At 34.1% G+C, this 23,923-nt stretch carries 25 protein-coding genes; 14 read left to right on the top strand and 11 right to left on the bottom strand.

The features are described 5' to 3' along the window. Positions 1–201: 201 nt before the first annotated feature. The 4 genes from C1H87_RS01840 to nhaC form a co-directional block, all read right to left on the bottom strand. Positions 202–462 carry a DUF6952 family protein gene (locus C1H87_RS01840; protein WP_102754187.1) on the bottom strand — a complete coding sequence of 87 codons (261 nt, stop codon included), beginning with the start codon at positions 460–462 and terminating at the stop codon, positions 202–204. A 14-nt stretch (positions 463–476) separates the two neighbouring features. Next, a complete protein-coding gene (locus C1H87_RS01835) occupies positions 477–785 on the bottom strand; it encodes a thioredoxin family protein (protein WP_102754186.1) in 309 nt (102 codons plus the stop codon). An 87-nt stretch (positions 786–872) separates the two neighbouring features. After that, positions 873–1,511: a peroxiredoxin gene (locus C1H87_RS01830; protein ID WP_102754185.1), complete on the bottom strand. Its 639-nt coding sequence runs from the start codon at positions 1,509–1,511 to the stop codon at positions 873–875. Positions 1,512–1,652: 141 nt separating this feature from the next. Next, the gene (gene nhaC, locus C1H87_RS01825) at positions 1,653–3,143 is read right to left on the bottom strand and encodes a Na+/H+ antiporter NhaC (protein ID WP_102754184.1); all 1,491 of its coding nucleotides are present in this window, start codon (positions 3,141–3,143) and stop codon (positions 1,653–1,655) included. A 355-nt stretch (positions 3,144–3,498) separates the two neighbouring features. Here nhaC and C1H87_RS01820 point away from each other — a divergent pair, with 355 nt between their 5' ends. Both C1H87_RS01820 and C1H87_RS01815 read left to right on the top strand, forming a co-directional pair. Then, complete coding sequence (locus tag C1H87_RS01820; RefSeq protein ID WP_102754183.1) at positions 3,499–3,741, top strand: hypothetical protein; 243 nt, start codon at positions 3,499–3,501, stop codon at positions 3,739–3,741. A gap of 45 nt (positions 3,742–3,786) precedes the next feature. Beyond that, positions 3,787–4,809, top strand: coding sequence for a metal-dependent hydrolase (locus C1H87_RS01815; protein ID WP_102754182.1), 1,023 nt, complete (start codon positions 3,787–3,789; stop codon positions 4,807–4,809). A 72-nt stretch (positions 4,810–4,881) separates the two neighbouring features. Here the strand turns inward: C1H87_RS01815 and C1H87_RS01810 are convergent, their stop codons facing one another. Continuing rightward, a complete protein-coding gene (locus tag C1H87_RS01810) occupies positions 4,882–6,126 on the bottom strand; it encodes an aminotransferase class I/II-fold pyridoxal phosphate-dependent enzyme (RefSeq protein ID WP_102754181.1) in 1,245 nt (414 codons plus the stop codon). Positions 6,127–6,286: 160 nt separating this feature from the next. On the opposite strand from C1H87_RS01810, the gene C1H87_RS01805 reads away from it, so the two are divergent. The 5 genes from C1H87_RS01805 to C1H87_RS01785 all read left to right on the top strand — a co-directional run bounded on the left by C1H87_RS01805 (position 6,287) and on the right by C1H87_RS01785 (position 9,528). Beyond that, positions 6,287–6,745 (top strand): Lrp/AsnC family transcriptional regulator, encoded by a 459-nt coding sequence (locus C1H87_RS01805; RefSeq protein ID WP_102758140.1) that lies wholly within the window; start codon positions 6,287–6,289, stop codon positions 6,743–6,745. A gap of 14 nt (positions 6,746–6,759) precedes the next feature. Continuing rightward, positions 6,760–7,386 carry a CPBP family intramembrane glutamic endopeptidase gene (locus C1H87_RS01800; RefSeq protein WP_102754180.1) on the top strand — a complete coding sequence of 209 codons (627 nt, stop codon included), beginning with the start codon at positions 6,760–6,762 and terminating at the stop codon, positions 7,384–7,386. 85 nt (positions 7,387–7,471) lie between these two features. Next, positions 7,472–8,017, top strand: a complete 546-nt coding sequence (locus C1H87_RS01795) for a hypothetical protein (RefSeq protein ID WP_102754179.1) — start codon at positions 7,472–7,474, stop codon at positions 8,015–8,017. A 42-nt stretch (positions 8,018–8,059) separates the two neighbouring features. Further along, positions 8,060–8,752 (top strand): hypothetical protein, encoded by a 693-nt coding sequence (locus C1H87_RS01790; RefSeq protein WP_233783296.1) that lies wholly within the window; start codon positions 8,060–8,062, stop codon positions 8,750–8,752. After that, positions 8,728–9,528 carry a sensor histidine kinase gene (locus tag C1H87_RS01785; protein ID WP_102754177.1) on the top strand — a complete coding sequence of 267 codons (801 nt, stop codon included), beginning with the start codon at positions 8,728–8,730 and terminating at the stop codon, positions 9,526–9,528. The genes C1H87_RS01790 and C1H87_RS01785 overlap by 25 nt, the downstream gene beginning before the upstream one ends. 100 nt (positions 9,529–9,628) lie before the next feature. On the opposite strand, the gene C1H87_RS01780 is transcribed toward C1H87_RS01785, so the two are convergent. The 3 genes from C1H87_RS01780 to panB all read right to left on the bottom strand — a co-directional run bounded on the left by C1H87_RS01780 (position 9,629) and on the right by panB (position 12,619). Further along, positions 9,629–11,008 (bottom strand): aldehyde dehydrogenase, encoded by a 1,380-nt coding sequence (locus C1H87_RS01780; protein ID WP_102754176.1) that lies wholly within the window; start codon positions 11,006–11,008, stop codon positions 9,629–9,631. A gap of 26 nt (positions 11,009–11,034) precedes the next feature. Then, the gene (locus tag C1H87_RS01775; RefSeq protein WP_102754175.1) at positions 11,035–11,736 is read right to left on the bottom strand and encodes an RluA family pseudouridine synthase; all 702 of its coding nucleotides are present in this window, start codon (positions 11,734–11,736) and stop codon (positions 11,035–11,037) included. 64 nt (positions 11,737–11,800) lie between these two features. Beyond that, a complete protein-coding gene (gene panB / locus C1H87_RS01770) occupies positions 11,801–12,619 on the bottom strand; it encodes a 3-methyl-2-oxobutanoate hydroxymethyltransferase (RefSeq protein ID WP_102754174.1) in 819 nt (272 codons plus the stop codon). A 120-nt stretch (positions 12,620–12,739) separates the two neighbouring features. Between panB and C1H87_RS01765 the strand changes: the two genes are divergently transcribed. Further along, positions 12,740–13,198 (top strand): nuclear transport factor 2 family protein, encoded by a 459-nt coding sequence (locus C1H87_RS01765; RefSeq protein ID WP_102754173.1) that lies wholly within the window; start codon positions 12,740–12,742, stop codon positions 13,196–13,198. 618 nt (positions 13,199–13,816) lie between these two features. Here the strand turns inward: C1H87_RS01765 and C1H87_RS01760 are convergent. Further along, on the bottom strand, positions 13,817–15,238 hold the full coding sequence (locus C1H87_RS01760) for an L-serine ammonia-lyase (RefSeq protein WP_102754172.1): 1,422 nt from the start codon (positions 15,236–15,238) through the stop codon (positions 13,817–13,819). 211 nt (positions 15,239–15,449) lie between these two features. Between C1H87_RS01760 and C1H87_RS01755 the strand changes: the two genes are divergently transcribed. The 5 genes from C1H87_RS01755 to C1H87_RS01735 all read left to right on the top strand — a co-directional run bounded on the left by C1H87_RS01755 (position 15,450) and on the right by C1H87_RS01735 (position 21,571). Continuing rightward, the gene (locus C1H87_RS01755; RefSeq protein ID WP_102754171.1) at positions 15,450–16,796 is read left to right on the top strand and encodes a hypothetical protein; all 1,347 of its coding nucleotides are present in this window, start codon (positions 15,450–15,452) and stop codon (positions 16,794–16,796) included. A 154-nt stretch (positions 16,797–16,950) separates the two neighbouring features. Further along, positions 16,951–18,861 (top strand): molecular chaperone DnaK, encoded by a 1,911-nt coding sequence (gene dnaK, locus C1H87_RS01750; RefSeq protein WP_102754170.1) that lies wholly within the window; start codon positions 16,951–16,953, stop codon positions 18,859–18,861. A 286-nt stretch (positions 18,862–19,147) separates the two neighbouring features. Further along, on the top strand, positions 19,148–19,672 hold the full coding sequence (locus C1H87_RS01745) for a hypothetical protein (protein ID WP_102754169.1): 525 nt from the start codon (positions 19,148–19,150) through the stop codon (positions 19,670–19,672). Positions 19,673–19,840: 168 nt separating this feature from the next. Next, the gene (locus tag C1H87_RS01740; RefSeq protein ID WP_102754168.1) at positions 19,841–20,260 is read left to right on the top strand and encodes a lipocalin family protein; all 420 of its coding nucleotides are present in this window, start codon (positions 19,841–19,843) and stop codon (positions 20,258–20,260) included. Positions 20,261–20,293: 33 nt separating this feature from the next. Continuing rightward, positions 20,294–21,571, top strand: a complete 1,278-nt coding sequence (locus C1H87_RS01735; RefSeq protein WP_102754167.1) for a class I SAM-dependent rRNA methyltransferase — start codon at positions 20,294–20,296, stop codon at positions 21,569–21,571. A 63-nt stretch (positions 21,572–21,634) separates the two neighbouring features. On the opposite strand, the gene C1H87_RS01730 is transcribed toward C1H87_RS01735, so the two are convergent. Continuing rightward, positions 21,635–22,135 (bottom strand): nicotinate-nucleotide adenylyltransferase, encoded by a 501-nt coding sequence (locus C1H87_RS01730; protein WP_102754166.1) that lies wholly within the window; start codon positions 22,133–22,135, stop codon positions 21,635–21,637. A 482-nt stretch (positions 22,136–22,617) separates the two neighbouring features. Here C1H87_RS01730 and C1H87_RS01725 point away from each other — a divergent pair, with 482 nt between their 5' ends. Further along, positions 22,618–23,565, top strand: coding sequence for an NAD(P)H-dependent flavin oxidoreductase (locus C1H87_RS01725; RefSeq protein ID WP_102758139.1), 948 nt, complete (start codon positions 22,618–22,620; stop codon positions 23,563–23,565). On the opposite strand, the gene C1H87_RS01720 is transcribed toward C1H87_RS01725, so the two are convergent. Then, positions 23,558–23,920: a hypothetical protein gene (locus tag C1H87_RS01720; protein WP_102754165.1), complete on the bottom strand. Its 363-nt coding sequence runs from the start codon at positions 23,918–23,920 to the stop codon at positions 23,558–23,560. The genes C1H87_RS01725 and C1H87_RS01720 overlap by 8 nt on opposite strands. Positions 23,921–23,923 lie beyond the last annotated feature (3 nt).

Here is a 23,923-nt window from a genome sequence, read left to right as displayed (position 1 = left end):
AATAAAAAACACTTCATCTATGTTTACGGATAAAGTATTCAATTTTTATATAATAGATCTCTTGTAAAATGCTAATTTATAAAACGGATGACTTGCAGAAATGTAATGAGTAGTTATTGTTTAGTTCTTTATAGCTTTAAAATATAAAACCGTCTAAAATCACTATTTAGACGGTTTTAAATTATTGGAATTTTTCTTTTTCTAAGTTTTATCAATAGATCCTAAAACACGTTTCATAAAACTGTTCAGGGCTTCTTTCTTATCTACACCATCTTTTATCATTTTATTTACTTCAATGGCGCCGTACATGTTAGAAATAAGCTCACCAATAACATCTAATTCTTCATCTTTTAAAGAGGGAACTTCTGTTAATGCTTCAAGGGTTTCGATGGTTTCTATTACAAAATCCTCGTCATTGTCTTCAATAAACTGTGTAAGATGTTTAATTACTGGTAACTTCATTTAAATAATGTGTTTTAAATAACTTCGTCGACTAACTCTTTTAAAACGTCAAACTTGTTTGTTTGAACCTGATTTAAAAGTACGCCATCTTTAAAGGTTGCAAAAGTCGGTAAATTGTCAACAGTTGCTAATTTTCTGGATTCCGGAAATTTTTCTGCATCTGCAATAACAAAAGAAACGTTTTCGTTTTCTGAAGCTAATTTCTTGAATTTAGGTTTCATAATTCTACAATTACCACACCAGGTAGCAGAATATTGAACAACTACGATGTTGTTGTTAGAAACTATTTCTGTTAAATTATCTTGATCTAATTCTTGTAGCATAATATTTTTATTGAATTTTCAATAGATCAAGCGCCAAATTCCGAGATGGAATCGTAGGAATTTGGCATTTTGACTATTGATATTTATTTAGTGAGAAGCTAAATACTCTGCTGTAGCCTTAGCATTAGGATTCATGGCATCTTTACCTTCTTCCCAGTTTGCAGGACATACTTCTCCTTTTTCTTGTACATGGGTTAATGCATCAACAAGACGAATATATTCTTGTACATTTCTACCCAAAGGCATGTTGTTTATGCTTTCGTGTTGTACGGTACCTTCTTCGTCTATAATGTAAGTGGCTCTGTACGTTACGTTATCGCCTTCAACTTGTACAGTTTCTGTTGCTTCGTCGTATGTTTCATTAGTAATATCCAGTATACCTAAAACACTTGATAGGTTTCTGTTGCTATCTGCAAGAATAGGGTAGGTAACACCTTCGATACCACCATTATCTTTAGAAGTGTTTAACCATGCAAAATGAACTTCTGGTGTATCGCAAGATGCGCCAATTACAATGGTATTGCGTTTTTCAAATTCTGGTAATGCTGCTTGAAATGCATGTAATTCTGTAGGACATACAAATGTAAAATCTTTTGGATACCAAAATAATACTACTTTTTTCTTGTTGTTAACTGCTTCTTCAAGAACGTTTACTTTAAAAGTATCGCCCATTTCGTTCATTGCGTCAACGTTTAAATCTGGAAATTTTTTTCCTACTAATGCCATGTGTTTTATATTTTAATTGTTATTAATTTTCGACAATACAAATATAAAGCAGAATAGTGATTTTTGTAAGAATTGAAATTTTTATTATTTATTAGTCAATAGATTTTGTCTATTCGTAATTCAAAAAACAATAATTTAAATTTATTTTTCAGTAAGCTGTTTTATTTTAATTGAAAAGGCAGCAAACAGTAAGGTAACGAATGGACTAAGAATACTAAAGAAAACGTACGGAATGTATGCTGTGGCTCCTGCATAACCAAATAGAACTTTAGAATGGTAGGCCCCACAAGTATTCCAAGGAATAAGAACAGATGTTACCGTTCCGGAATCTTCGAGTGTTCTACTTAAGTTTTCGGGGGCGAGACCTTTGTCTTTATAAGCTTGTTTAAACATTTTTCCGGGAACTACAATAGCTAGATATTGATCGGAAGCTGTCAGGTTTAGGGCTAAACAGCTAGCAACCGTACTTGCAAATAGGCCAAATGTAGTTGTTGCTAAATTTAATAAAGATTTGGTGATTCTGGATAAGGCACCTATAGCATCCATAACTCCTCCAAATACCATAGCACAAACGATTAGCCAGATGGTTCCAAGCATACCTTTCATACCTCCAGCTGTAAATAAATCGTTCAATTCTGGGCTAGATGTTTCAACAGCAGTGTCTACTGTTAAAGCATTCATGACGCCTTGATATGCCGATTGAAATGTTAATGATTCTGCCCCAGCAATTTTTGCTACAATGTCTGGTTGTGCAATAAGAGCAGCTACACCACCAAGTAAAGCTCCTGCAAGTAAAGCTATTAATGGCGGGGTTTTCTTTACAATCATAACTATAACTAATACTGGAACGATAAATAACCATGGACTTATGTTAAAAGCTCCTTTAATAGCAGTTAGTTTATCATTTATTTGTGGAGTACCGGTTATATCTAGATTTAAACCTATTATAATAAAAATGATAAGTGTTATTAGTATGGTTGGCACTGTAGTTAATGACATATATTTAATATGACTGAACAATTCCCCACCTGCCATAGCCGGCGCAAGGTTGGTCGTGTCGCTAAGTGGCGATAGTTTATCACCAAAATAGGCACCAGATAATACGGCTCCTGCTGTCATTCCAACCGATATACCTAAGGCCTCACCAATACCAACAAGAGCAATACCAATAGTAGCAGAAGTAGTCCAAGAGCTTCCAGTTGCCACAGAAATAATGGAACAAATAATTACACAGGCTGCTAAAAAGATAGTTGGGTTTAATATTTGTAGACCATAATAGATCATGGTTGGAATAATACCACTAATTAACCAGGTTCCTGCTAAAGAACCTACCATAAGTAATATTAATAGCGCTCCGGTGGTCGACTTTACATTCTCAGAAACTTCTTCAATCATTCGTTTGTAAGATACTTTGTTCTTAAAACCAACTATGGCAGCAACGGCAGCACCTAGGAGTAAAATAAACTGGTTACTTCCGCTTAAAGCATCATCGCCATAAACATATATGTTATATGCCAGCATACCAACCAATGCTATTACAGGAATTAAAGCCTCCAAAATGCTTAATTCTTTGTTGTCAATTATTTTTTGATCGTCGATTTTAATTTCAGAGAGATTGTTTTCGTCTTGCATCTATTTTTTTTTAGTCACGTAATGTTACGATAATCCTTATTTTTTAGCAAATTGTTAAACTTCAATTTTTAAATTTTTGTGTTGTCTGGATTACGAATGGCCTATTTGGGTGTGACTTTGTAATAAAAGTCGTGTCGTAATTAATGTAGCAGGAGTACTCTTGGTTCTATTACTACAACAAAATGTTACAATTTAAGATTTTGATTTTTTTTTCAGTTATTTTTTTTTATTTTGAAACCACTAAATCCAACAGTATAGTGATTCTCTCGCCCTAAATAGGGTTTGTCACTTAATCTGTATCTAAATCTCTGATTTTGACTTAAATAAAACTAACCAACCAACCAGATTAATAGCAATGAAGTATAACGTAGAAACGCGTAATCATGTAAAAACTAAAATAGAAAAATATAATCAGACACTATCCAGAAGCTTAAAAACCCTGGAATATATCTATATGATAGAAAATGATTACGCAAAACAGCAGAAAAAAGAAAGTTATGAAGAACTTTTAGAGTTCAAAATTAACATTCAGGAAAATATAATTAGAATTACTGAAAAAATAAACTACTATAAATCTTTACAAAAAATGTTAAGATGATGGCGTTTTGATGAAGCCGTTTAAATTGTATTTTTACCGGCGTATATGGATTCATTAACTCAAATTGTCTTAGGGGCTGCTTGCGGTGAAGCTGTTCTTGGAAAGAAAATTGGTAACAAAGCGCTTTTATTCGGCGCTATTGGTGGCACAATTCCAGATTTAGACGTTTATGTTGGCAGCTTACTTTATGGTAACGAAATTGACGCCATGCTGTTTCATAGAGGTTTTATGCATTCCATTTTATTTTCGGTTCTTGCTACATTTCTTTTAGGATGGCTCACTCATAAAATATATAATTCCGGCAAACGGATTCATACTACTACTGCAAAGGATTGGATGTGGTTATACTTTTGGTCTTTGATTACGCATCCAATTTTAGATTGTTTTACACCCTATGGAACGCAGTTGTTTACGCCATTTAGTAATTACCGTGTTGCTTTTAATAATATTGCGGTAGTAGATCCCATTTATACGTTACCGTTCCTTATCTGCATGATCGTTTTGATGTTTATTAACAGAACATCGAATAGAAGGGAGCTTTGGTTAAAATTGGGTCTAGGTATAAGTTCTACATATATGTTGTTTACCATAGGGAACAAGCTTTATATAGATGCCGTATTTAGAAAATCGATGGCAGAAAGTCAGATTAATTTTAAGCGGTATAGTACACAACCAGCTATATTTAATAATGTATTGTGGTACGGAATTGTTGAAACGGATTCTTTATACTTTGTGTCTAACTATTCGTTGTTAGATAGGCAAAGTAAGTTTTTGAATTTTAGAGTGCTGCCAAAACAGCGTGATTTAAAACCTTCTCAATATGATGATATTAAAAACCTAGCAAAGTTTAGTAATCATTATTATAGCATTTATAAGATGAAGGATAATAACTATCAATACAATGATTTACGGTATCCGACTTTAGACGAAAACAACCCTAATTCTTCTGTTTTTAGCTTAAAGCTTTATAAGGACAATAATCGATTGAATATTAAACCTTTTGAGCCAGAGTTTGAAAACTTTGAAACGGTTATGTCCGACCTATGGACGCGTATTAAAGGGATTTAACTTGATCCTGATCTAAATACATATGATTACTAAACTTTTTAATTTATACTACCTAAGCTTAATAGGTTGTTTTTAAGCATTTTGTAGTTTACTAGGTTTTATTATTTCTTCTCTGGGATCAAGGATGTTTAATGTTTCCATACAGGTACGCATGGTTTTATAAGTACGTTCGATATCTGCATCCAGCCCTATAGAAAAGCGGATTAATCCGTCGCTTAAGCCCATTTCCTTTTGTTCATCTTCTGGAATTTCAGACGATGTTGAGCTCCCGGGAGCACTAAAAAGTGTTTTGTAAAACCCAAGGCTTACTGCCAAATAGCCCAGGTTTTTATCTTGCATCATTTCCATAAGTTCGTTGGCTTTATCTAAAGATCCCACATCGATGGTTAGCATACCTCCGAAACCATATTTTTCATTCATCATACTTTTAAAGAGATTGTGTGATGGATGGGATTCTAATCCCGGATAAACCGTTTTTAAACCATCAGCTTCAAACTTTTCGGCGAGATACATGGCATTATGGCTATGCTGTTGCATTCTAATATGCAATGTTCTTAGGTTTTTTAATATAGAAGCTGCTCTAACACTATCCATTGTAGAACCTAGTAGCATGCTAGCGCCATCATTTACATTACGTAACGCGTTTATAAATTCTTGAGATCCGCAAACAACGCCACCAACGGTATCGCTAGAACCGTTAATAAATTTTGTTAAACTGTGAATAACAACATCTGCGCCTAGTATTACAGGAGATATCGATAGTGGGGAAAAGGTATTGTCTACCACTAACTTTAGGTTGTGTCTTTTGGCAATATCTGCCAGCCCTTTTATATCTGCAACTTCTAAAAGTGGATTACTAACAGATTCGCAATATAATACTTTTGTGTTTTCGGTAATGGCATGTTCTACTGCCTCCAAATTTGTAATATCAACAAACGAGGTTTCAATGTTTAATCGAGGCACAAAGTTTTTCAAAAAAGCATATGTACCACCATAAATAGTTCTACTGGAAACTATATGATCTCCAGCACCACACAACTGTAATAAAACAGGGGTGATAGCACCCATTCCTGAAGCTGAGACATTTGCAGTTTCGGTACCTTCCATAGCAGCTAAAGCTTCACCTAGATATAAGTTTGAAGGTGAGGAATGTCGCGAATATAAATAACAGCCATCTGCATTACCTTCAAAGGTGTCGAACATGGTTTTTGCGGATAAGAATGTGTAAGTTGAAGAATCTGAAATAGAAGGGTTTACACCTCCGAATTCACCGAAATATTGTAAATCTTGTATATTGTTTGCTGGTTTAAAAGCCATAATGATTTAGGTTTTTTATATAACAAAATTGAGTATTAATAGATTAAAAAACAATCTATCGTTAATTATTTAGAAAATAAAACTTAAATATGGTTTAAATGTGGTTTTTTATACTGAATCTTGCCTGTTTTTTATGTATCTTGATGAAAAATTTTCAATTATGGTGTTTGATGAAATAGATAGGAAATTACTAGATTACTTGCAAACGGATAGTAAACAAACGAATAAAGAGCTTTCTAATAAATTAAATCTTTCTGTAACTGCTGTTTATGAGCGGATCAAAAAACTGGAAAGAGAGGGGTTTATAGATAAGTATGTCGCTTTGGTAAATAAAGAACAGGTTGATAAGGCTTTTGTTGCATTTTGCCATATTAAATTAGTTCAACACAGTCAGGATTACGTAGTGAAGTTTGAAAAGGAAGTAACCGATATTAATGAAGTATTGGAGTGTTATCATATTAGTGGTGATTACGACTACCTATTAAAAGTTTTGGTAAAAGACATGCGTGCTTTTCGCGAATTTATGGTTAAAAAGTTAACAACCATCAATCACATTGGAAGCACCCATAGCATGTTTGTAATAAACGAAGTAAAACACACTACGGCAATTAATATGTAATAAGGAGTTTCAATATGGATACAAGACTATATAAGAGTATTGAGTTTTTAATCATTTTTATCTTACTGCCTGTTAGTTTTGCTATAAACTATTCTGTAAGAATTAAAATGGGTATTGGACTACTCGGGTTCTTGTATATTGTTTATGTTCTGTTAAAGGTTGAAAAAAAAGTCTTTAAAATAGCCCCAAACCTTAAATGGCAGAAATTTTGGAAGCTCACAATTTTTAAACTGGTTATCATTGCTGTACTTACTACATTATTTGTTTGGCTAACCGATAGCACATTGCTTTTTAATGTATTACTTAATAAACCCAAGCTTTGGGTCTTTATATTGTTTATATATAGTTTCTTTTCGGTGTACCCACAAGAGATCATTTACCGAACCTTTTTCTTCGAGCGCTACAAGGGTTTGTTTAAAAAAGAAGCGCTATTTGTATTCGTAAATGCCGTTATATTTGCTTTGGGGCATATATTTTTTAAAAATAGTTTGGTGATTATACTCACTTTTTTTGGTGGTTTGCTATTTGCGATAACTTATAACAGAACACAATCAACAGTGTTAGTATCCATAGAACATGCCGTTTACGGTTGTTGGTTATTTACAGTAGGCATGGGGGATATGCTAGGTTTTCCTGCCTAATTTATCCATTAGGAAAAAGGACTACAGAATTAAATCTTTTTCTTATTTTTGGTCAGCTATTTATTAACCGTTTAACTAACAAAACATGAAGAAATTAAGTTACATCATTTTAGGCTTCATCATTGGAGCCGTGTTGACGTATTATTTTTGTCCTAGGGGACCTGAAGTAGATGCTATGAAAACAAGATTCAGGACTGCCGACGGGCACGTTAAAAAACCTAAAGGACTTATCGACACTAGCTATGCCAAAAAATTAAATGAAAACTGGAACAAATTCAGATGCCAAGCTGTAGATAGTTGTGTAACAACGCAGACAGGTGGTAAAAAAGAAAAAGATTACCGCTGGACACATTGGTCTTTAGACGAAATTGAAAACTATATAGAGTTTTCTAAAGAAGCAGCAGAAGATATGGGCTACGAAATGACAGGGCTTCGTTTTTATTTGGGAGTTTACGGGAAAGATGCAGGTGAGGAAAAGGGAGATTTAACAACCATGTTTATGGTACCAACTGGGCATAAGTCGTATGATGCGGCAAGTATGAGCCCATTCACTACCTTTCAAGGTGGAGGAGATATTCCTACGCCCCCTAACAACAATGGAGGTGGAGGTAACGGAGGATATCCCAACTAGTATATTCTTTTTGTGGAAGAGTTTATAAAACAGAATTATTATTTGTTAACAACAATAATGGAATCGTTAGCAGCTGTAACAGGTTTGTTGCTTTATAAAAGGTACAAATTTACAGCTGCTAAATATTTTATATACTTTTTAGCTTATCTAACTATATGTGATTTTTTTAGCTTTTATACAAGGTATGTTTCACCAGGAAAAGTTTTTGATTTTCTTATAGGTTCAGTTTTTGAGAAAAATCATTGGTGGTCAACTTTGTTTTGGGGTATCGGAGCTATTCTTTTTTTCGGATTTTATTATCATAAAATATTAGAAAATAAAGCATTCAAAAATATAGTTAAATACTCTAGTTATAGTTTTTTGTTTTTCTCGATAGTATACATTGCTTTAAATTGGGATAAGTATTTTAACAGTTTTTTTCCAGTAATAAGTATTTTTGGTGCGGTAATTATTTTTTTATGTGCCGTATTATATTTTATTGAGACTTTACAAAGTGATAATATATTAACTTTTTATAGATCGCTCAACTTTTACATTAGTGCCGCCATATTTGTTTGGTGGCTCATTATTACTCCTTTAGATTTTTATGATATATATTTCACCTATGAAGTAGGAAACCCAAATCGAGATTGGGATTTCATCTTTTTAAGAAGGGGAATTTATTTATTTGCCAATATTTTTATGTACTTAACTTTTACCTTTGCTTTAATATGGTGCAAACCAGAGAACAATTAGCGAGTACCGCTTCAGAACGTTATTTATTAGCATATATGATTACTGTTTTAGTAGTCGTAACGCTTTTGGTCATTATCTTTTTTGTGGTATTTCAAAAGAGAAAAAATAAATTGTTATTGGAGAAAATAAAGCAACAACAAGCTTTTGAAGAAGAAATAGCACAGGCACAAACCGAAATACAAGAACAGACGCTTAAGAATATAGGATGGGAGTTGCATGATAATGTTGGACAGTTGTTGTCGTTTGCCAATATGCAGTTGAGTATTTTAAAAATGCAAGTGGCAGAAGATGTTAAAGAAAAGTTTAAAGATACTTCTGAAGCGCTTAAAAATAGTTTGTCTGAAGTACGCGCCCTTTCAAAAACATTAAATAATGAAGTGGTGTTGAATATCGGTTTTGAGAAGTCTATTACTAACGAATTAGACCGACTTAAAAGGATGAAGTTTACTTCTGCCGAGCTTAAAACAGTAGGAGAGAAGATTGATTTTACAAACAAGAAGCACGAAATTATTATTTTTAGAATACTGCAGGAGTTTATGTCCAATTCGGTGAAGTATTCTGAAGCAAGTAACCTATCTGTTACCATAGAATACAAAAAAGAAAGCATTAAGATTATTGCGACAGATGATGGTAAGGGCTTCGATCTTAATGAAGTAGAAAAAGGTGCAGGATTAATAAATATGAAAAGTAGGGCATCATTAATTCATGCAGAATTTGATTTACTCTCTAAACCTAACGAGGGTGTACAATTGGTTTTAAATTATCCGATTACTTAAGAGGCGAATAAGATCACAATATGAATCGTAACTCTTTTTGCTAATCAAGAATACTAATCTTTTAGTCAGTTTATTGTTAAAATAAAAGCTCACTTTAAAATTAAGAGAAATATTTAAACATGTTTTTTAAGAGTTGGAATTTCCCTTTATATGGAGCGTATCTCACACCTGGATCGGTCCAATTGCCTCGTTTGGAAATAGCTTTATCGTGTGAAAACGTATTGAAACCAGTTTTTCCATGGTATGCGCCCATGCCACTAGCCCCAACACCTCCAAAGGGTAATCTGTGATTTCCAAAATGGATGAGCAAATCATTTACCACACCACCGCCAAAACTATATTTTTTAATGGTTTGTTCAATAAAAGCATTGTTTTTTGAAAACACATACAGTGCTAAGGGTTTGTCATAATTCCAAATAATGTTTTCTATATCCTGTTCGGTATCATAAGTTAGAATAGGTAATATTGGACCAAAAATCTCATCACTCATTATCTTACTGTCTAAATCTGGGATGTTTAGTATTGTAGGTGCTATATAGCAATTATCAACATCAATTTCACCCCCAAAAACAATTTGGGATTCTTCTAACATATCCGCTAGTCTTAAAACATTTTTTCTGTTGATTATTCTAGGTAAGTCAGGCGATTCCTTTGGGGTTTCGCCATACCTTTTAATAATTTCAGTTTTTAAAGCTTCGATAAAAGCATCTTTAATACTGGATTTAACAATAATATAATCGGCAGAAATGCATGTTTGCCCAGCATTTAAGAACTTGCCCCAGGAGATGCGTCGGGCGGTAAGCTTTAAATCTACGGTGTCATCAATAATGCAAGGTGATTTCCCGCCTAATTCTAAAGTAACAGGTGTTAAATGCTTTGCCGCAGCTTTGGCTACTATTTTTCCAACAGGCACACTACCAGTAAAGAATATATAATCCCACTTTTGGGCTAATAGCTCAGTGGCAGTTTCTACACCGCCTTCAACAGATGTTGCCACGGTTTCCGGAAATACGTTTTGCATCATACTCGTAATGAGCTTTGATGTATGCTCAGTAAGTTCGCTGGGCTTTAAAACAACCGTATTGCCTGCGGCAATGGCCATAATTAAAGGTTCTATAGCTAATAAAAAAGGGTAGTTCCAAGGTGCAATTACTAATACACTTCCGTAAGGTTCTTTATAAATATAATCTCGTGAAGGAAATGTAAGCATCGATGCTTTTACACGCTGTGGTTTAACCCATTTTTTAAGGTTTTTAATAACTAGATTCAGTTCAGAAATAACCAATCCGAATTCGCTAATAAATGTTTCGAATTCTGGCTTGTTAAAATCTTTTTTTAGAGCATCGTAAATAGCTTGTTCATTAGAAACTATTTCTTGCTTTAAGATCTTTAAAAGTGACAATCTATAGGAAACGTCTTTTGTTTTTTGGGATTTAAAAAACGTTCTTTGTTTTGATAGTATTTCGGGTATGGTATTCAAAAATCTTTTTTATAAAGATATTCAAATTATGCTAAACAAGCATCCCAAATAGCATCTTTTGGCAGTGGTGCAGAAACTTTTACAGGTTCTTTTTTAACTGGGTGAATAAACTCAATATACCTGGCATGTAAATGAATGCTAGCATCTTTGTTACTTCTATCGAATCCATATTTTAGATCGCCTTTTATGGGGCATCCTATGTGAGATAATTGCGAGCGTATTTGATGATGCCTGCCCGTTTCCAGATTAATTTCAAGTAGATAATAACGGTCTAACTTTTTTAGTAGTTTATAATGAAGAATAGCTTTTTTACTGTCTTTAACCTCTTTGGTGTGAGTAGTAGACTTATTGTTTTTAGGATTCTTTTTTAGCCAATTAATTAAAGTGTCCTCTGGTTTAGGTGGTTGGTTTTTTACTAGAGCCCAGTATGTTTTTTTTATATCCTTTGAAAGGAATAATTTGTTAAGTCTAGGTAGAGCTTTGCTTGTTTTTGCAAAAATGACAAGTCCGGTTGTGGGTCTGTCTAGCCGGTGTACAACGCCCAAATATACATTTCCCGGTTTGTTGTACTTGTCTTTAATATATTCTTTTACAACATCGCTTAGAGGTTTGTCTCCCGTTTTATCGCCTTGAACAATATCTCCAGCACGTTTGTTAACGATAATAATATGATTGTCTTCGTATAAAACCTGAAGATTGCTTTTATTGGAAAGAATTTTTGTAGCCACTAATGCTTAAATAATTTCGTAAACAATATAATTATTATTGAACACTGTTTACTGCTAACTAAAATTAATACTGTTCATTATCATTAGGAAATTCAGAGGTTTTAATATCATCGACATATTGAGAAATGGCACCAGTCATGTCTTCATATAAATTCATATAACGACGTAAAAACCGAGGATTAAACTCATGGGTCATTCCTAACATGTCGTGTAATACCAATACTTGTCCATCTACACCATTTCCAGCCCCGATTCCAATAATTGGAATACTCACACTTTCTGCTACTTCTTTTGCAAGTTTAGCTGGTATCTTTTCAAGAATAATGGCATAGCAACCAATACGTTCTAACATTTTGGCGTCGCTAATAAGTTTTTCGGCTTCTTCCTCTTCTTTGGCTCTTACTGTATAGGTTCCGAATTTGTATATGGATTGCGGTGTTAAGCCCAAATGTCCCATTACGGGAATACCGGCGTTTAGTATACGTTTAATGGATTCTTTTATTTCCTTACCACCTTCTAGTTTTACCGAATGCGCCCCGCTTTCCTTCATAATTCTGATAGCAGATCGCAGTGCTTCTTTAGGATCACTTTGATAGCTTCCAAAAGGTAAGTCTACAACAACCAATGCACGATATATAGCACGAATTACAGAAGATGCGTGATATATCATTTGATCTAAAGTTATAGGTAGTGTGGTTTCATGTCCGGCCATAACATTACTGGCAGAGTCTCCAACAAGTATAACATCTACACCAGCACCATCAACAATTTTCGCCATCGTATAATCGTATGCGGTTAACATTGATATTTTTTCACCATTAGCTTTCATATCAACTAATGTTTTTACTGTGACGCGCTTATATTCTTTCTTGGCTACAGACATATATTTTATGTTTTTTAAATAGTATGTAAAAGTAGTGAATTAAGTATATATGTTAAACTTTTCTTTAAGAAGTATTATCGTTACATATGTTGTTTTACCTTAGTTAAAATTTAAACGTTTATGGCACGTACAATTTTCTATTTATTAGCTTTAATGACCTCTATTATGTATTCTCAAAACAATGAACAAGCTGCTGTTAAAGCTGCGGTAGATACTTTTTTTGAAGGGTTTCATAAAGGAGATACTACACTTATGAAATCGGTTATGATGGATAAAATACTTCTACAAACAGCTTATAAAAATAAAGAAGGTAAAGATATTTTGGTTACCGATGATCCTGAAAAGCTAATAAATGCTATTGCTAACAGACCGGCTGACCAAAAATGGGATGAGCGCTTGCTGGATTACAGCATTCAGGTTGATGGTAATATGGCTAATGCATGGACGCCATACGAGTTTTGGTTTAATGGAGAGTTTAGTCATTGTGGTGTTAATTCGTTTCAGTTGTTTAAGGATGGTGATACATGGAAAATTATTTATTTGATTGATACGCGGAGGAAGGTAACTTGTGGGAAGTAGGTTTTTTTAACTGTTAAATCGTTAAGTTGTTTAATTGTGGAGACGCTAAGCCGCAAAGGCGCTAAGAAATACTATAAATAGCAAATGAATTGTGTTTATTCATAGATAAATAATGTTTACTAATTTGTAAATGTAGTTTACTGATTACTGCAACTGAATACTGAATACTTTCAATTCTCGCTAAGCCGCAAAGACGCCAAGAAATACTGCAAGAAGCAATCGATTTATGTTTATAAATAAGTAAATAGTGTTTATTAATTTGTAAATATGGTTTGCTGATCACTGCAACTGAATACTGAACACTTGATGTTTCTCGCTAAGTCGCAAAGACGCAAAGGATTTAAGAATGTAAATAATATCGACTAACAACTGCCCACTGCCACTGAACACTAGATATTTCTCGCCAAGCCGCAAAGAATCTAAGAATATAAATTGTACCTACTAACAACTAACAACTAACAACTAACAACTAACAACTAACAACTAACAACTAACAACTAACAACTAACAACTAACAACTAACAACTAACAACTAACAACTAACAACTAACAACTAACAACTAACAACTAACAACTAACAACTACCACTGAACACTGTCTACTACTAAAAAAACACATCTAACAATCCGACATATTAACCCCAACAGCTAAACCACCTTCTGAGGTTTCCTTATATTTTGTATGCATGTCCTTGGCAGTTTCCCACATGGTGGAAACGACTTTGTCTAATGGTACTTTTACGTTTTTAGGATCTGTATCTAGAGCCATTTCTGCAGCATTTATGGCTTTAATAGCTCCCATGGCATTACGTTCAATGCAGGGAATTTGTACTAATCCGCCAATAGGGTCGCAGGTTAAACCTAAATGGTGTTCCATGGCAATTTCGGCAGCAACAAGTACTTGTTCTGGGGAACCACCCAAAAGCTCACAAAGCGCACCAGAAGCCATAGCAGACGATACGCCAATTTCTGCCTGACAGCCACCCATGGCAGCACTTATTGTCGCACCTTTTTTAAAGATGCTACCAATTTCTCCAGCCACTAATAAAAAGCGTTTAATATCCTCGAAGTTGGCATCATGATTTTCAATCACCAAATAGTACATTAAAACAGCAGGAATAACTCCGGCGCTTCCATTGGTAGGGGCGGTAACAACTCTGCCTAACGAGGCATTAACTTCGTTTACGGCAAGGGCAAAGCAACTGACCCATTTAAGGATTTGTCGAAATTTAACTTCGGTATCCCTTATGGCATAAACCCATTCTACAGGAGTTGTATAAGAAGTTTCACCTTTTAAACTTTGATAAGTATCGAAAGCACGACGCCTTACATTTAAACCTCCGGGAAGATTTCCTTCGGTATGACAACCCGTATACATACATTCGAGCATGGTATCCCAAATGCGTTTTAATTCTAGATCTATTTCTTTTTCCGAGCGTATAGATTTTTCGTTTTCTAAAACAACTTCAGAAATGGACTTATTTAAAGTATCGCAGAACTGTAAAAGCTCAGTACCCTTATCGATAGGATAGGGGAATGTGCATTTAATTTCAAAGTTTTTCTTGGAGTTTTTGCGTTCCTCCTTAACAACAAAACCTCCACCTATGGAATAAAAAGTAGATGTTACGTTTTTTCCATTTATGGTTGCCGTAAAGGTTAATCCGTTTGAATGAAATGGTAAAAACGTTTTATTAAAAACAATATCGGTTTCTATATTAAATGGTACAGGTTTTTCATTATTGAAGTGTAATGTTTTGGTCGTTTTAATTTCAGAAACAATAGAGGCAATGGAATCTGTTGGAATAGTTTCAGGGTCGCAACCATTTAATCCTAGTAAAACAGCATAATCTGTGGCATGACCTTTTCCTGTTAACGACAGAGAGCCATAGAGGTTTACAGCTATTTTATCTACTTCGTTGAAATTATCACTGTCTTTTAATTCTTTGATCCATCTTTCGGCAGCTCTCCAAGGCCCTAAAGTATGGGAACTTGATGGGCCAACACCAATTTTTAACATATCAAAAACTGAAATACACTCCATAGCACACAATTATTATAGAACTGCCAAATATAGTTTTTATTAATAATTTATTATCCATTTAAAATTCTAATCATGAACTAAAAAACAATAAATTTTTTTGATATTAATGTTTTTTATCGTATTATTGTGCGTTTTATCGATTATTTGAATGTTTTATAATTATCAAATGGTCGAAAAATAATAAATTTTATTCTCTCAAAAATTTAATATTGTGAAAACTTTACCACTCGTTATTCTCGTCTTTTTCCCTGTTTTTTTATTTTCTCAAATAGGCATTGGAACTACAACACCAGATGCAAGTTCAATATTAGATATTGAATCTACCACTTCAGGGATTTTAATACCACGTTTAACCCAAGTCCAACGTGATGCTATTGCATCTCCTGCTACAGGATTACTCATTTATCAAACAGATAATACCCCAGGGTTTTATTTTTATAATGGAGCTACATGGCAACCTTTTGGAGGCGGTATTGATAGTGATTGGACTATTAATGGAAACGATATGTATAATACTAACTCAGGTAATGTAGGTATAGGAACAACAAACCCTGCCACCAAATTACATATAGAATATACGAGTCCGTCTGCAACGATCTTGGATCAAGACTTTGAAACGGCCTTAACACCGTTAACAACTAGTGGTGATGCTAATTGGTTTACACAATCATCTAGTGTTAATTCGGGTACTCAAGCAGCCGAATCTGGAAATATAGGAGACAGCCAAGAATCTATCATGGAATATTCTGCTACAGTACCAGCGGGAGGAGCGACACTTAGCTTTTTTTATGAAGTGAGTTCTGAGGCTACTTTTGATCTTCTAGAGTTTTCAGTTGATGGAAACGTTATAGATTCATGGTCTGGTACGGTATCTTGGACAAACTATTCATATAATATCCCTACGGCGGGAACTTATACGCTAAGGTGGCGTTATTTTAAAGACGTTTCTGTTTCAAATGGGGATGATGCAGGTAGAATAGATGATATTACTTTAACCTCTACTGTTACTGGTTCTGCCATACGAATTGCAGATGGCAATCAGGGAGCGGGTAAAGTGTTAACTAGTAATGCAGCTGGTGATGCCACTTGGACAACATTATCTACGACTCAAATTGCAGACATTCCAGATATTGCATCCGTTAATGGTATGGAAATTCCTATTTGCGATAATGTATCTGTAGGCAGTACAGGTTCTTTTAATGTAGATGTTCAAGGCGTTAATACAACAGTATCTTGGGAAGTCTTAAATCAACAGACTATTCCTGGGCAGACTGCTACGGTTGCAGGAGTAGACGTTTTAAGGGCACCATTTAGCCCATCTCGTTTACAAGTAAGATATGATTTTTCGCCAGATCTACCTTTTAATCCAGATGGTATTATTTTCTCAGCTAATAATAATAGTTCATTTCCAGATACATTTAGTTTAAACTATTCTAATAAGTCGATTAACTCTTTAACGGTAAATATTACTAGAACAGATAAGTTTGGAGATATTAGTTCTGGAGCTAATTGCTGGCAGGGCGCGTTCTTTTTTGACATATTTATGACGGCCAATTAAAATTATAAATAAGATACATGATAAAAGACTTCATAGATTTGAAGTCTTTTTGTGTTTTATGACATCGTGTCAGTTATTTTCTGTTGGCATAATGATTGACTATTACAAATCGAGTTTAAAAAGAACATTCAACATATTTAAAGCATAACATATTATGAGCAAAATTATTGGAATCGATTTAGGAACAACGAACTCATGCGTTTCTGTAATGGAAGGTAATGAGCCAGTTGTAATTCCAAACGCAGAAGGTAAGCGTACAACGCCATCTGTGATCGCATTTGTAGAGGGAGGCGAAATTAAAGTTGGTGACCCGGCAAAGCGTCAAGCAGTTACTAACCCAACAAAAACCGTTTATTCTATTAAGCGTTTTATGGGTAATAAATATTCTGAGTCTAAAAAAGAAGCAGAACGCGTACCATATAAAGTAGTAAAAGGTGATAATGATACACCTCGAGTAGATATTGAAGGGCGTTTATATACGCCACAAGAATTATCGGCTATGATTCTTCAAAAAATGAAGAAAACTGCCGAAGATTATTTAGGAACAGATGTTAGTGAAGCTGTTATTACAGTACCAGCTTACTTTAACGATGCACAACGTCAGGCAACTAAAGAAGCTGGAGAAATTGCAGGTTTAAAAGTTCGTAGAATTATTAACGAACCTACTGCCGCAGCTTTAGCTTATGGTATGGACAAAAAAGGTACAGACCAAAAAATAGTTGTTTTCGATTTTGGTGGTGGAACACACGATGTATCTATCTTAGAATTAGGTGATGGTGTATTTGAAGTATTATCTACAGATGGAGATACGCATTTAGGTGGTGACGATGTAGATGAGAAAATCATCAACTGGTTAGCAGATGAATTTAAAGCAGAGGAGTCTATGGATTTAAGACAAGATCCTATGTCTTTACAACGTTTAAAGGAAGCTGCCGAGAAAGCTAAGATTGAGTTGTCATCTTCAGAACAAACAGAGATTAACTTACCATATATTACAGCTACAGCAAGTGGTCCTAAGCACTTAGTGCGTACATTAACGCGTTCTAAATTTGAGCAGTTAATTGACGACTTAGTAAAAAGAACCATTGAGCCTTGTCAATCTGCATTAAAATCTGCAGGATTAAGTAAAAGCGATATTGATGAGATCATCTTAGTAGGTGGTTCTACACGTATCCCAGCAGTTCAAAAAGCTGTTGAGAAATTCTTCGGAAAAACACCTAGTAAAGGTGTTAATCCAGACGAAGTAGTATCGTTAGGAGCTGGAATTCAAGGTGGTGTTTTAACTGGAGATGTTAAAGATGTATTACTTTTAGATGTAACACCTTTATCGCTTGGTATTGAAACTATGGGTAACGTAATGACGAAGCTTATAGAAGCTAATACAACGATTCCTACTAAGAAATCGCAAGTATTCTCTACAGCAGCAGACAATCAGCCTTCTGTAGAAATTCATGTGTTACAAGGTGAAAGAGCTATGGCTGCCGATAATAAAACGATTGGTCGTTTTCATTTAGACGGTATACCACCAGCTAGACGTGGTACGCCACAAATTGAAGTAACTTTCGATATTGATGCAAATGGAATTATCCACGTAACTGCTACAGATAAAGCTACTAATAAGACACAAGATATTCGTATTGAAGCCTCTTCTGGTTTAACAGAGGAAGAAATCGAAAAGATGAAGGCAGATGCAGAAGCAAATGCAGAAGCAGATGCTAAAGCAGCAGAAAGTGCTAAGAAGTTAAACGAAGCAGATTCAATGATTTTCCAAACGGAAAAACAATTAGAGGAGTTTGGTGATAAATTATCTGATGATAAAAAGAAGCCAATCGAGGACGCTTTAGAAGAACTTAAAAAAGCTTACGAAACTAAAGATATTGCTGTTATTGAGCCAGCTTTAGAGAAAATAAACGAAGCTTGGAAAGTAGCTAGTGAAGAAATGTACAAAGCGCAAGCAGAAGCTCAAGGCGGAGCACCAGGACCAGATGCTGGACCAGATGCAAGTCAAAGTGGATCGGGTGAAGGTAGTGATGTAGAAGACGTAGACTTCGAAGAAGTCAAGTAGTTTGTTCTGAGCGCAGTCGAAGGGTAGATTTCGAAGAAGTTAAGTAAGTAGAGAACTTCCTTTCTTTTTTAGAAAAGTGAGTGAATTACTTATCCGTAATGAAGCCGAAGAATCCTTATAAATATAGATAAGTGTTATAAAGCTCAGCAGAAATGCTGAGCTTTTATACTTTAATTAATGTTTTAATTTTTTTCTTGATGTTTTTCGTCTTTTTAAGTTGTAATTTTTTGTTTACAGTTATCGTATTCCTATTTTTATGTTTCATTAAACAAATCTACCTATAAACATGAAAAAATTAAGTATTTTATTTATTGCCCTAACCTCAATATTAACTGCTTGTTCAAGTGATGATGATTCAGCTTCAAACATAACAGGAAGTATAGTTGGAAAATGGAAAGCAGTGTCTGTAGATAATTCCGGAACTCTAGAGTTTTCAGAGAAAGGAAATGATATAACAGCAGATTTTACAGGAGAAGCTTATAATATTGATAATGTATTAGTTTTTACCGAAAAGCCTAATGTATTAGCTTCAACTGGAGGATTTAGTTCTAAGCTTGCTGTCACTTTCTTAGGACAAACAATTACACAAAAAGTAGAAGACTTAGAACTTTTAGGAGGTGGTACTTGGATTGTTAATAATGATGAACTAGAAATAACTGATGGTGAAGAAAAGGGAATAATCAAGATAGATAAACTCACTGACTCTGAACTTATTTTGATATACAAGGATCAAAAATCGAGTTTTACTGATGATGAAGGGACAGTAATTAAATTTAATGCAGATCTTGTAGCTACGTATAAAAAGCAATAATTTTTTTGGTTGCGTTTTTTTGTGCCATTATCTTACTATAAGCTTGTAAAATACTTGCAAAATTTTTTTTCATCGATGTTTTATAACTTTCGTCTAAATCATTTTTTGATTATGTTTTTTTGGCATTTTTTCCTGTTATTTTTACTAGACCAACCAACCTAAAATAAAATGAAAAGATTAACCACTCTATTTATTGCATTCGCTCTAGTGCTAACAGTATTTTGTTCAAACGGTTATAGCGAACGATCTAACAAATTTATTATTGGAACCTGGAAAGTAATATCGGATGTTGAAGACGATGAAGAATTTGTAAAACGTACAGATTGTGATGTGCTTTATACGTTTACGCAAAACACCATTACAATTGAAGAGTTTACAGGTGAAAACTGTAAAGGACTTGTACAAAACCTTAATAATACCTGGCCATATTCTATAGCCAATAATGTTATTGTTGGGTTTAATGTAGAAGAAAGTCAAGAAGTCATTAGCACTTACGACTATGAGATTGTTGAGTTAACAGACACAACATTAAAGATTAAATATGAAGAGGAAGGGTATGTAAATAGAATTACTATGACCCGGCAATAGAATTTGTCATTAAAATTTTAAAACGCAACCAAAATGGTTGCGTTTTTTGTACTTTGCGGCTTCATAAAATCTTATTTCGCCATTTTTACAGAACATATAAAAAGCAACTATTTACCCAAGCGGTTAGCGGTTAAGCTAAATGCTAAAGGCGAGCAATTTGTTATTAAAAAACACCCATGGGTATTTTCAAACAATATTGTAAAAATTAATAACGATGCGCAAACCGGAGATTTAGTTATTGTTTTTAGTAAAAATAAAAACAAGGTTATTGGTCTGGGACTATATGATGCTCGTTCACCCATTCGTATTAAAATGATTCATAGCGATGCGACAAAAGTAGAAGTGAATGCTGATTTTTTTCATCGTAAAATAGAAGATGCTTATAAAAAGCGCATCAACTTGTTAAAAACCCATACGACAAGTTATCGGTTATTATTTGGTGAAAATGATGGTTTCCCTGGTTTAATAGCCGATGTTTATAATATGGTTTTGGTTGTAAAACTCTATTCTGAAATTTGGCTACCGTATTTAGAATTTATTTTAAAAAGTTTACAAGACGTTTCTAAAGTCGAAACTATTGTTATTCGACTAAGTAGAGGGTTACAACAGGCAAACACACATAAATTGCATGATGGTGACGTGGTTTACGGCACGCTAGAGAACGAAGTAGTGCAATTTGTAGAACATGGTGTGCAATTTTCGGCAAACGTTATTAAAGGGCATAAAACGGGGTATTTTTTAGATCATAGGGATAACAGAAAACGTGTTGGTGAGTTTAGTAAGGATAAAACTGTTTTAGATGTGTTTTCATATGCCGGTGGATTTTCGGTTCATGCCTTGTTTCATGGGGCAAAAAAAGTAACAAGTTTAGATATAAGTAAACAAGCTTTAGAAATAGCCTATCAAAACGGGAAGCTCAATAATTATAAAGGACAGCATGTTACCATTGCTGGTGATGCCTTTGTAGAGCTTAAAAAACTAATAGAAAAGCAGCAAACTTTCGATGTTGTGGTTATTGATCCACCAAGTTTTGCGAAACAGCAATCTGAAATTGATTTGGCAAAAAGGAAATATGCACAACTGGCAGAGTTGGGGTATCAATTAACAGCTAAAAATGGGCTTTTGGTTTTGGCGTCGTGCTCATCGAGAGTTTTGGCTCAATCGTTCTTCGATATAAATTTGCAAACGTTGAATAATCAGCCGAGATCGTTTACAAATATTTTAAACACATTTCATGATGTAGACCACCCGATAGGTTTTCCAGAAGGCGCGTATTTAAAGTGTGGCTATTATAAATTTAAAGACGCCTAAAAAAATCTGTCATTACTATAATAACGGTCTTTTTAGACGTCTTCTATGGAAAGCAAAAAACTATTATAAGAATATACCGTTTTCGTCGGTTTTTAATCTCATCGTTTTATTGTCATTCTTAATTTTAACTCTATAAATTTGTTCTATAGAATCTTGAGTACGGTGGTATTTAATAAGGTAATTATCCTGAACAATACCCCAATTTGGGTAACGTTTCGAAATGGCTTGTAGCACTTCTTGAGGTAACTTTACGTTATTGTATTTTTCAGTAGTCCTTATTATTTTACCTTCTTTATCGAAAATGGCCACTATTTTTCCTTCCGGAACGAAAAAAGTAACTTCATAGATTTCGAATTCCTTATCGTAAAGTTTAGCGAGATCATTCTTATCAAAGTTCAGAATGGCCGTCTCTAGCTTTTTAACAAGGTTTGGCGCGTTGTCTAAATCAATCGCATCTAAATATTCGTAATTTGTTGAAATTACTGTGTTTGCTAATTCAATTGTTTGTGAATTTCCTTGGAGGGTAAGGCCAAAAATAAATATACCTAAAAGTAATTTTTTCATGACTAAAAATATTAATTTATTATACTTTAAAGTTAATTATGCATGCATAATAAAACTATGATAAAAGTCATAAATACGAGTACAAGAAATAATTTGAATTTTGTATTTAATTTATTTATAATCAATTACTTGGGTGTTTTTTCATTCAAATTATTAAGCTTCTTATCAAAAAATTATGTAGTGTTTAAAAAGACTCCTAATTATCTATTGAATTGGAATTTTTAAGTTTTATTAGTTCAATTAGTATCAAAGATTTAACAAATTCGTTTTTGATATATTACAAGTTATATTTTAAAGGGAAATTTTTTATGGAAATTTGATTGTCAACGAGTTATGTTTTTTATAGCTATGTGTCATGGTTCACCATACTTTTATGTACTGTTTTTTAATTTCAAATGTCACTAAATCATAAGACGCACATATATTATGCGTGCATAATATATTTATCCTTATATTTGTATATATAAGAATTGAACATGTCTATGCAAACTAAATTAACCGAACTTCTTAATATAAAGCATCCTATAATACAGGCACCCATGTTTTTAGTATCTAATGTAACGATGGTTACCGAAGCTATGAAATCTGGAATTTCTGGATGTATTCCTGCGTTAAACTATAGAACTTTAGAAGAGCTAAGAGCTGCACTTCGAGAACTGAAAGCAGCGAAAGTAGATGGTGGTGCTTTTGGCTTTAACTTAATAGTAAACAAATCGAATGTTAAGTATAAAGCGCAATTAGATGTTATTTGTGAAGAAGGTTGCGATTTTATTATTACGTCTTTAGGAAGTCCGGAAGAAACAATTAACCGGGCACATAAGGTTGGTATTAAGGTGTTTTGCGATGTGGTTGATTTAAAGTTTGCAAAAAAAGTAGAACAATTGGGGGCTGATGCCATTATCGCTGTAAATAATGAGGCAGGAGGACATCGAGGGGATGCATCTCCGGAAGATTTAATTAAGGAATTAAGTTCAAACTGTAGTATACCTATAATCTCTGCTGGCGGGGTAGGTAATAAAGCCGATGTTGATAATATGTTGCGTTATGGAGCTGCAGGAGTATCTGTTGGTAGTCCGTTTATAGCTTCTGTCGAAGCTTCTGTTACCGACGAATACAAACAAGCCTGTGTTGATTATGGTGCTAAGGATATTGTTATGACCGAACGTATTTCTGGTACACCATGTACGGTAATAAACACACCCTATGTTCAGAAAATAGGGACAAAGCAAACTTGGTTGGAGTCTGTACTGAATAAAAACAGAAAGCTTAAAAAATGGGTTAAAATGATCCGTTTTTCCATAGGAATGAATGCTACAAAAAACGCAGCCACCAAGGTAACCTATAAAACAGTTTGGGTGGCAGGCCCGAGCATAGAGCACACCAAAGCTGTTTTGCCGACAAGAGAGATTGTAAACCGTTTGATTAATTAACCAAGGCTACTTGCTTTCCTTTTTTCTTTTTCTTTTTCTTTTTTCCAACAAATAAACTTAGCGTTACACTTGCTGTTAATCCACCTAGTGTTGTAGCCGCCATATCGCCTGCGTCAAATTTATTGTGTTCTTTACCACTATCTATAACTTCTTTGGCAACACCAGCCAAAGTTGAAGCTCCCAGACTATACCAAAAAGCCTTCTTTTTGTTTTTTGTAGTTGTATACACTAAGGTATATGTGGCTGCAGAAATTACAGCACCGGCAGCAACATGTAATTCGCCATCATTTGAAATAAATTGAGCACTACATAAGCTTGAAAAGGATAACATTAGAATTGTTGCAATAGTTTTCATGTG

The sequence above is a fragment of the Flavivirga eckloniae genome (assembly GCF_002886045.1).
Taxonomy (GTDB): Bacteria; Bacteroidota; Bacteroidia; order Flavobacteriales; family Flavobacteriaceae; genus Flavivirga; species Flavivirga eckloniae.
Note: the sequence above shows the minus strand (reverse complement) of the source record. Positions and strands in the feature narration are given on the sequence as shown.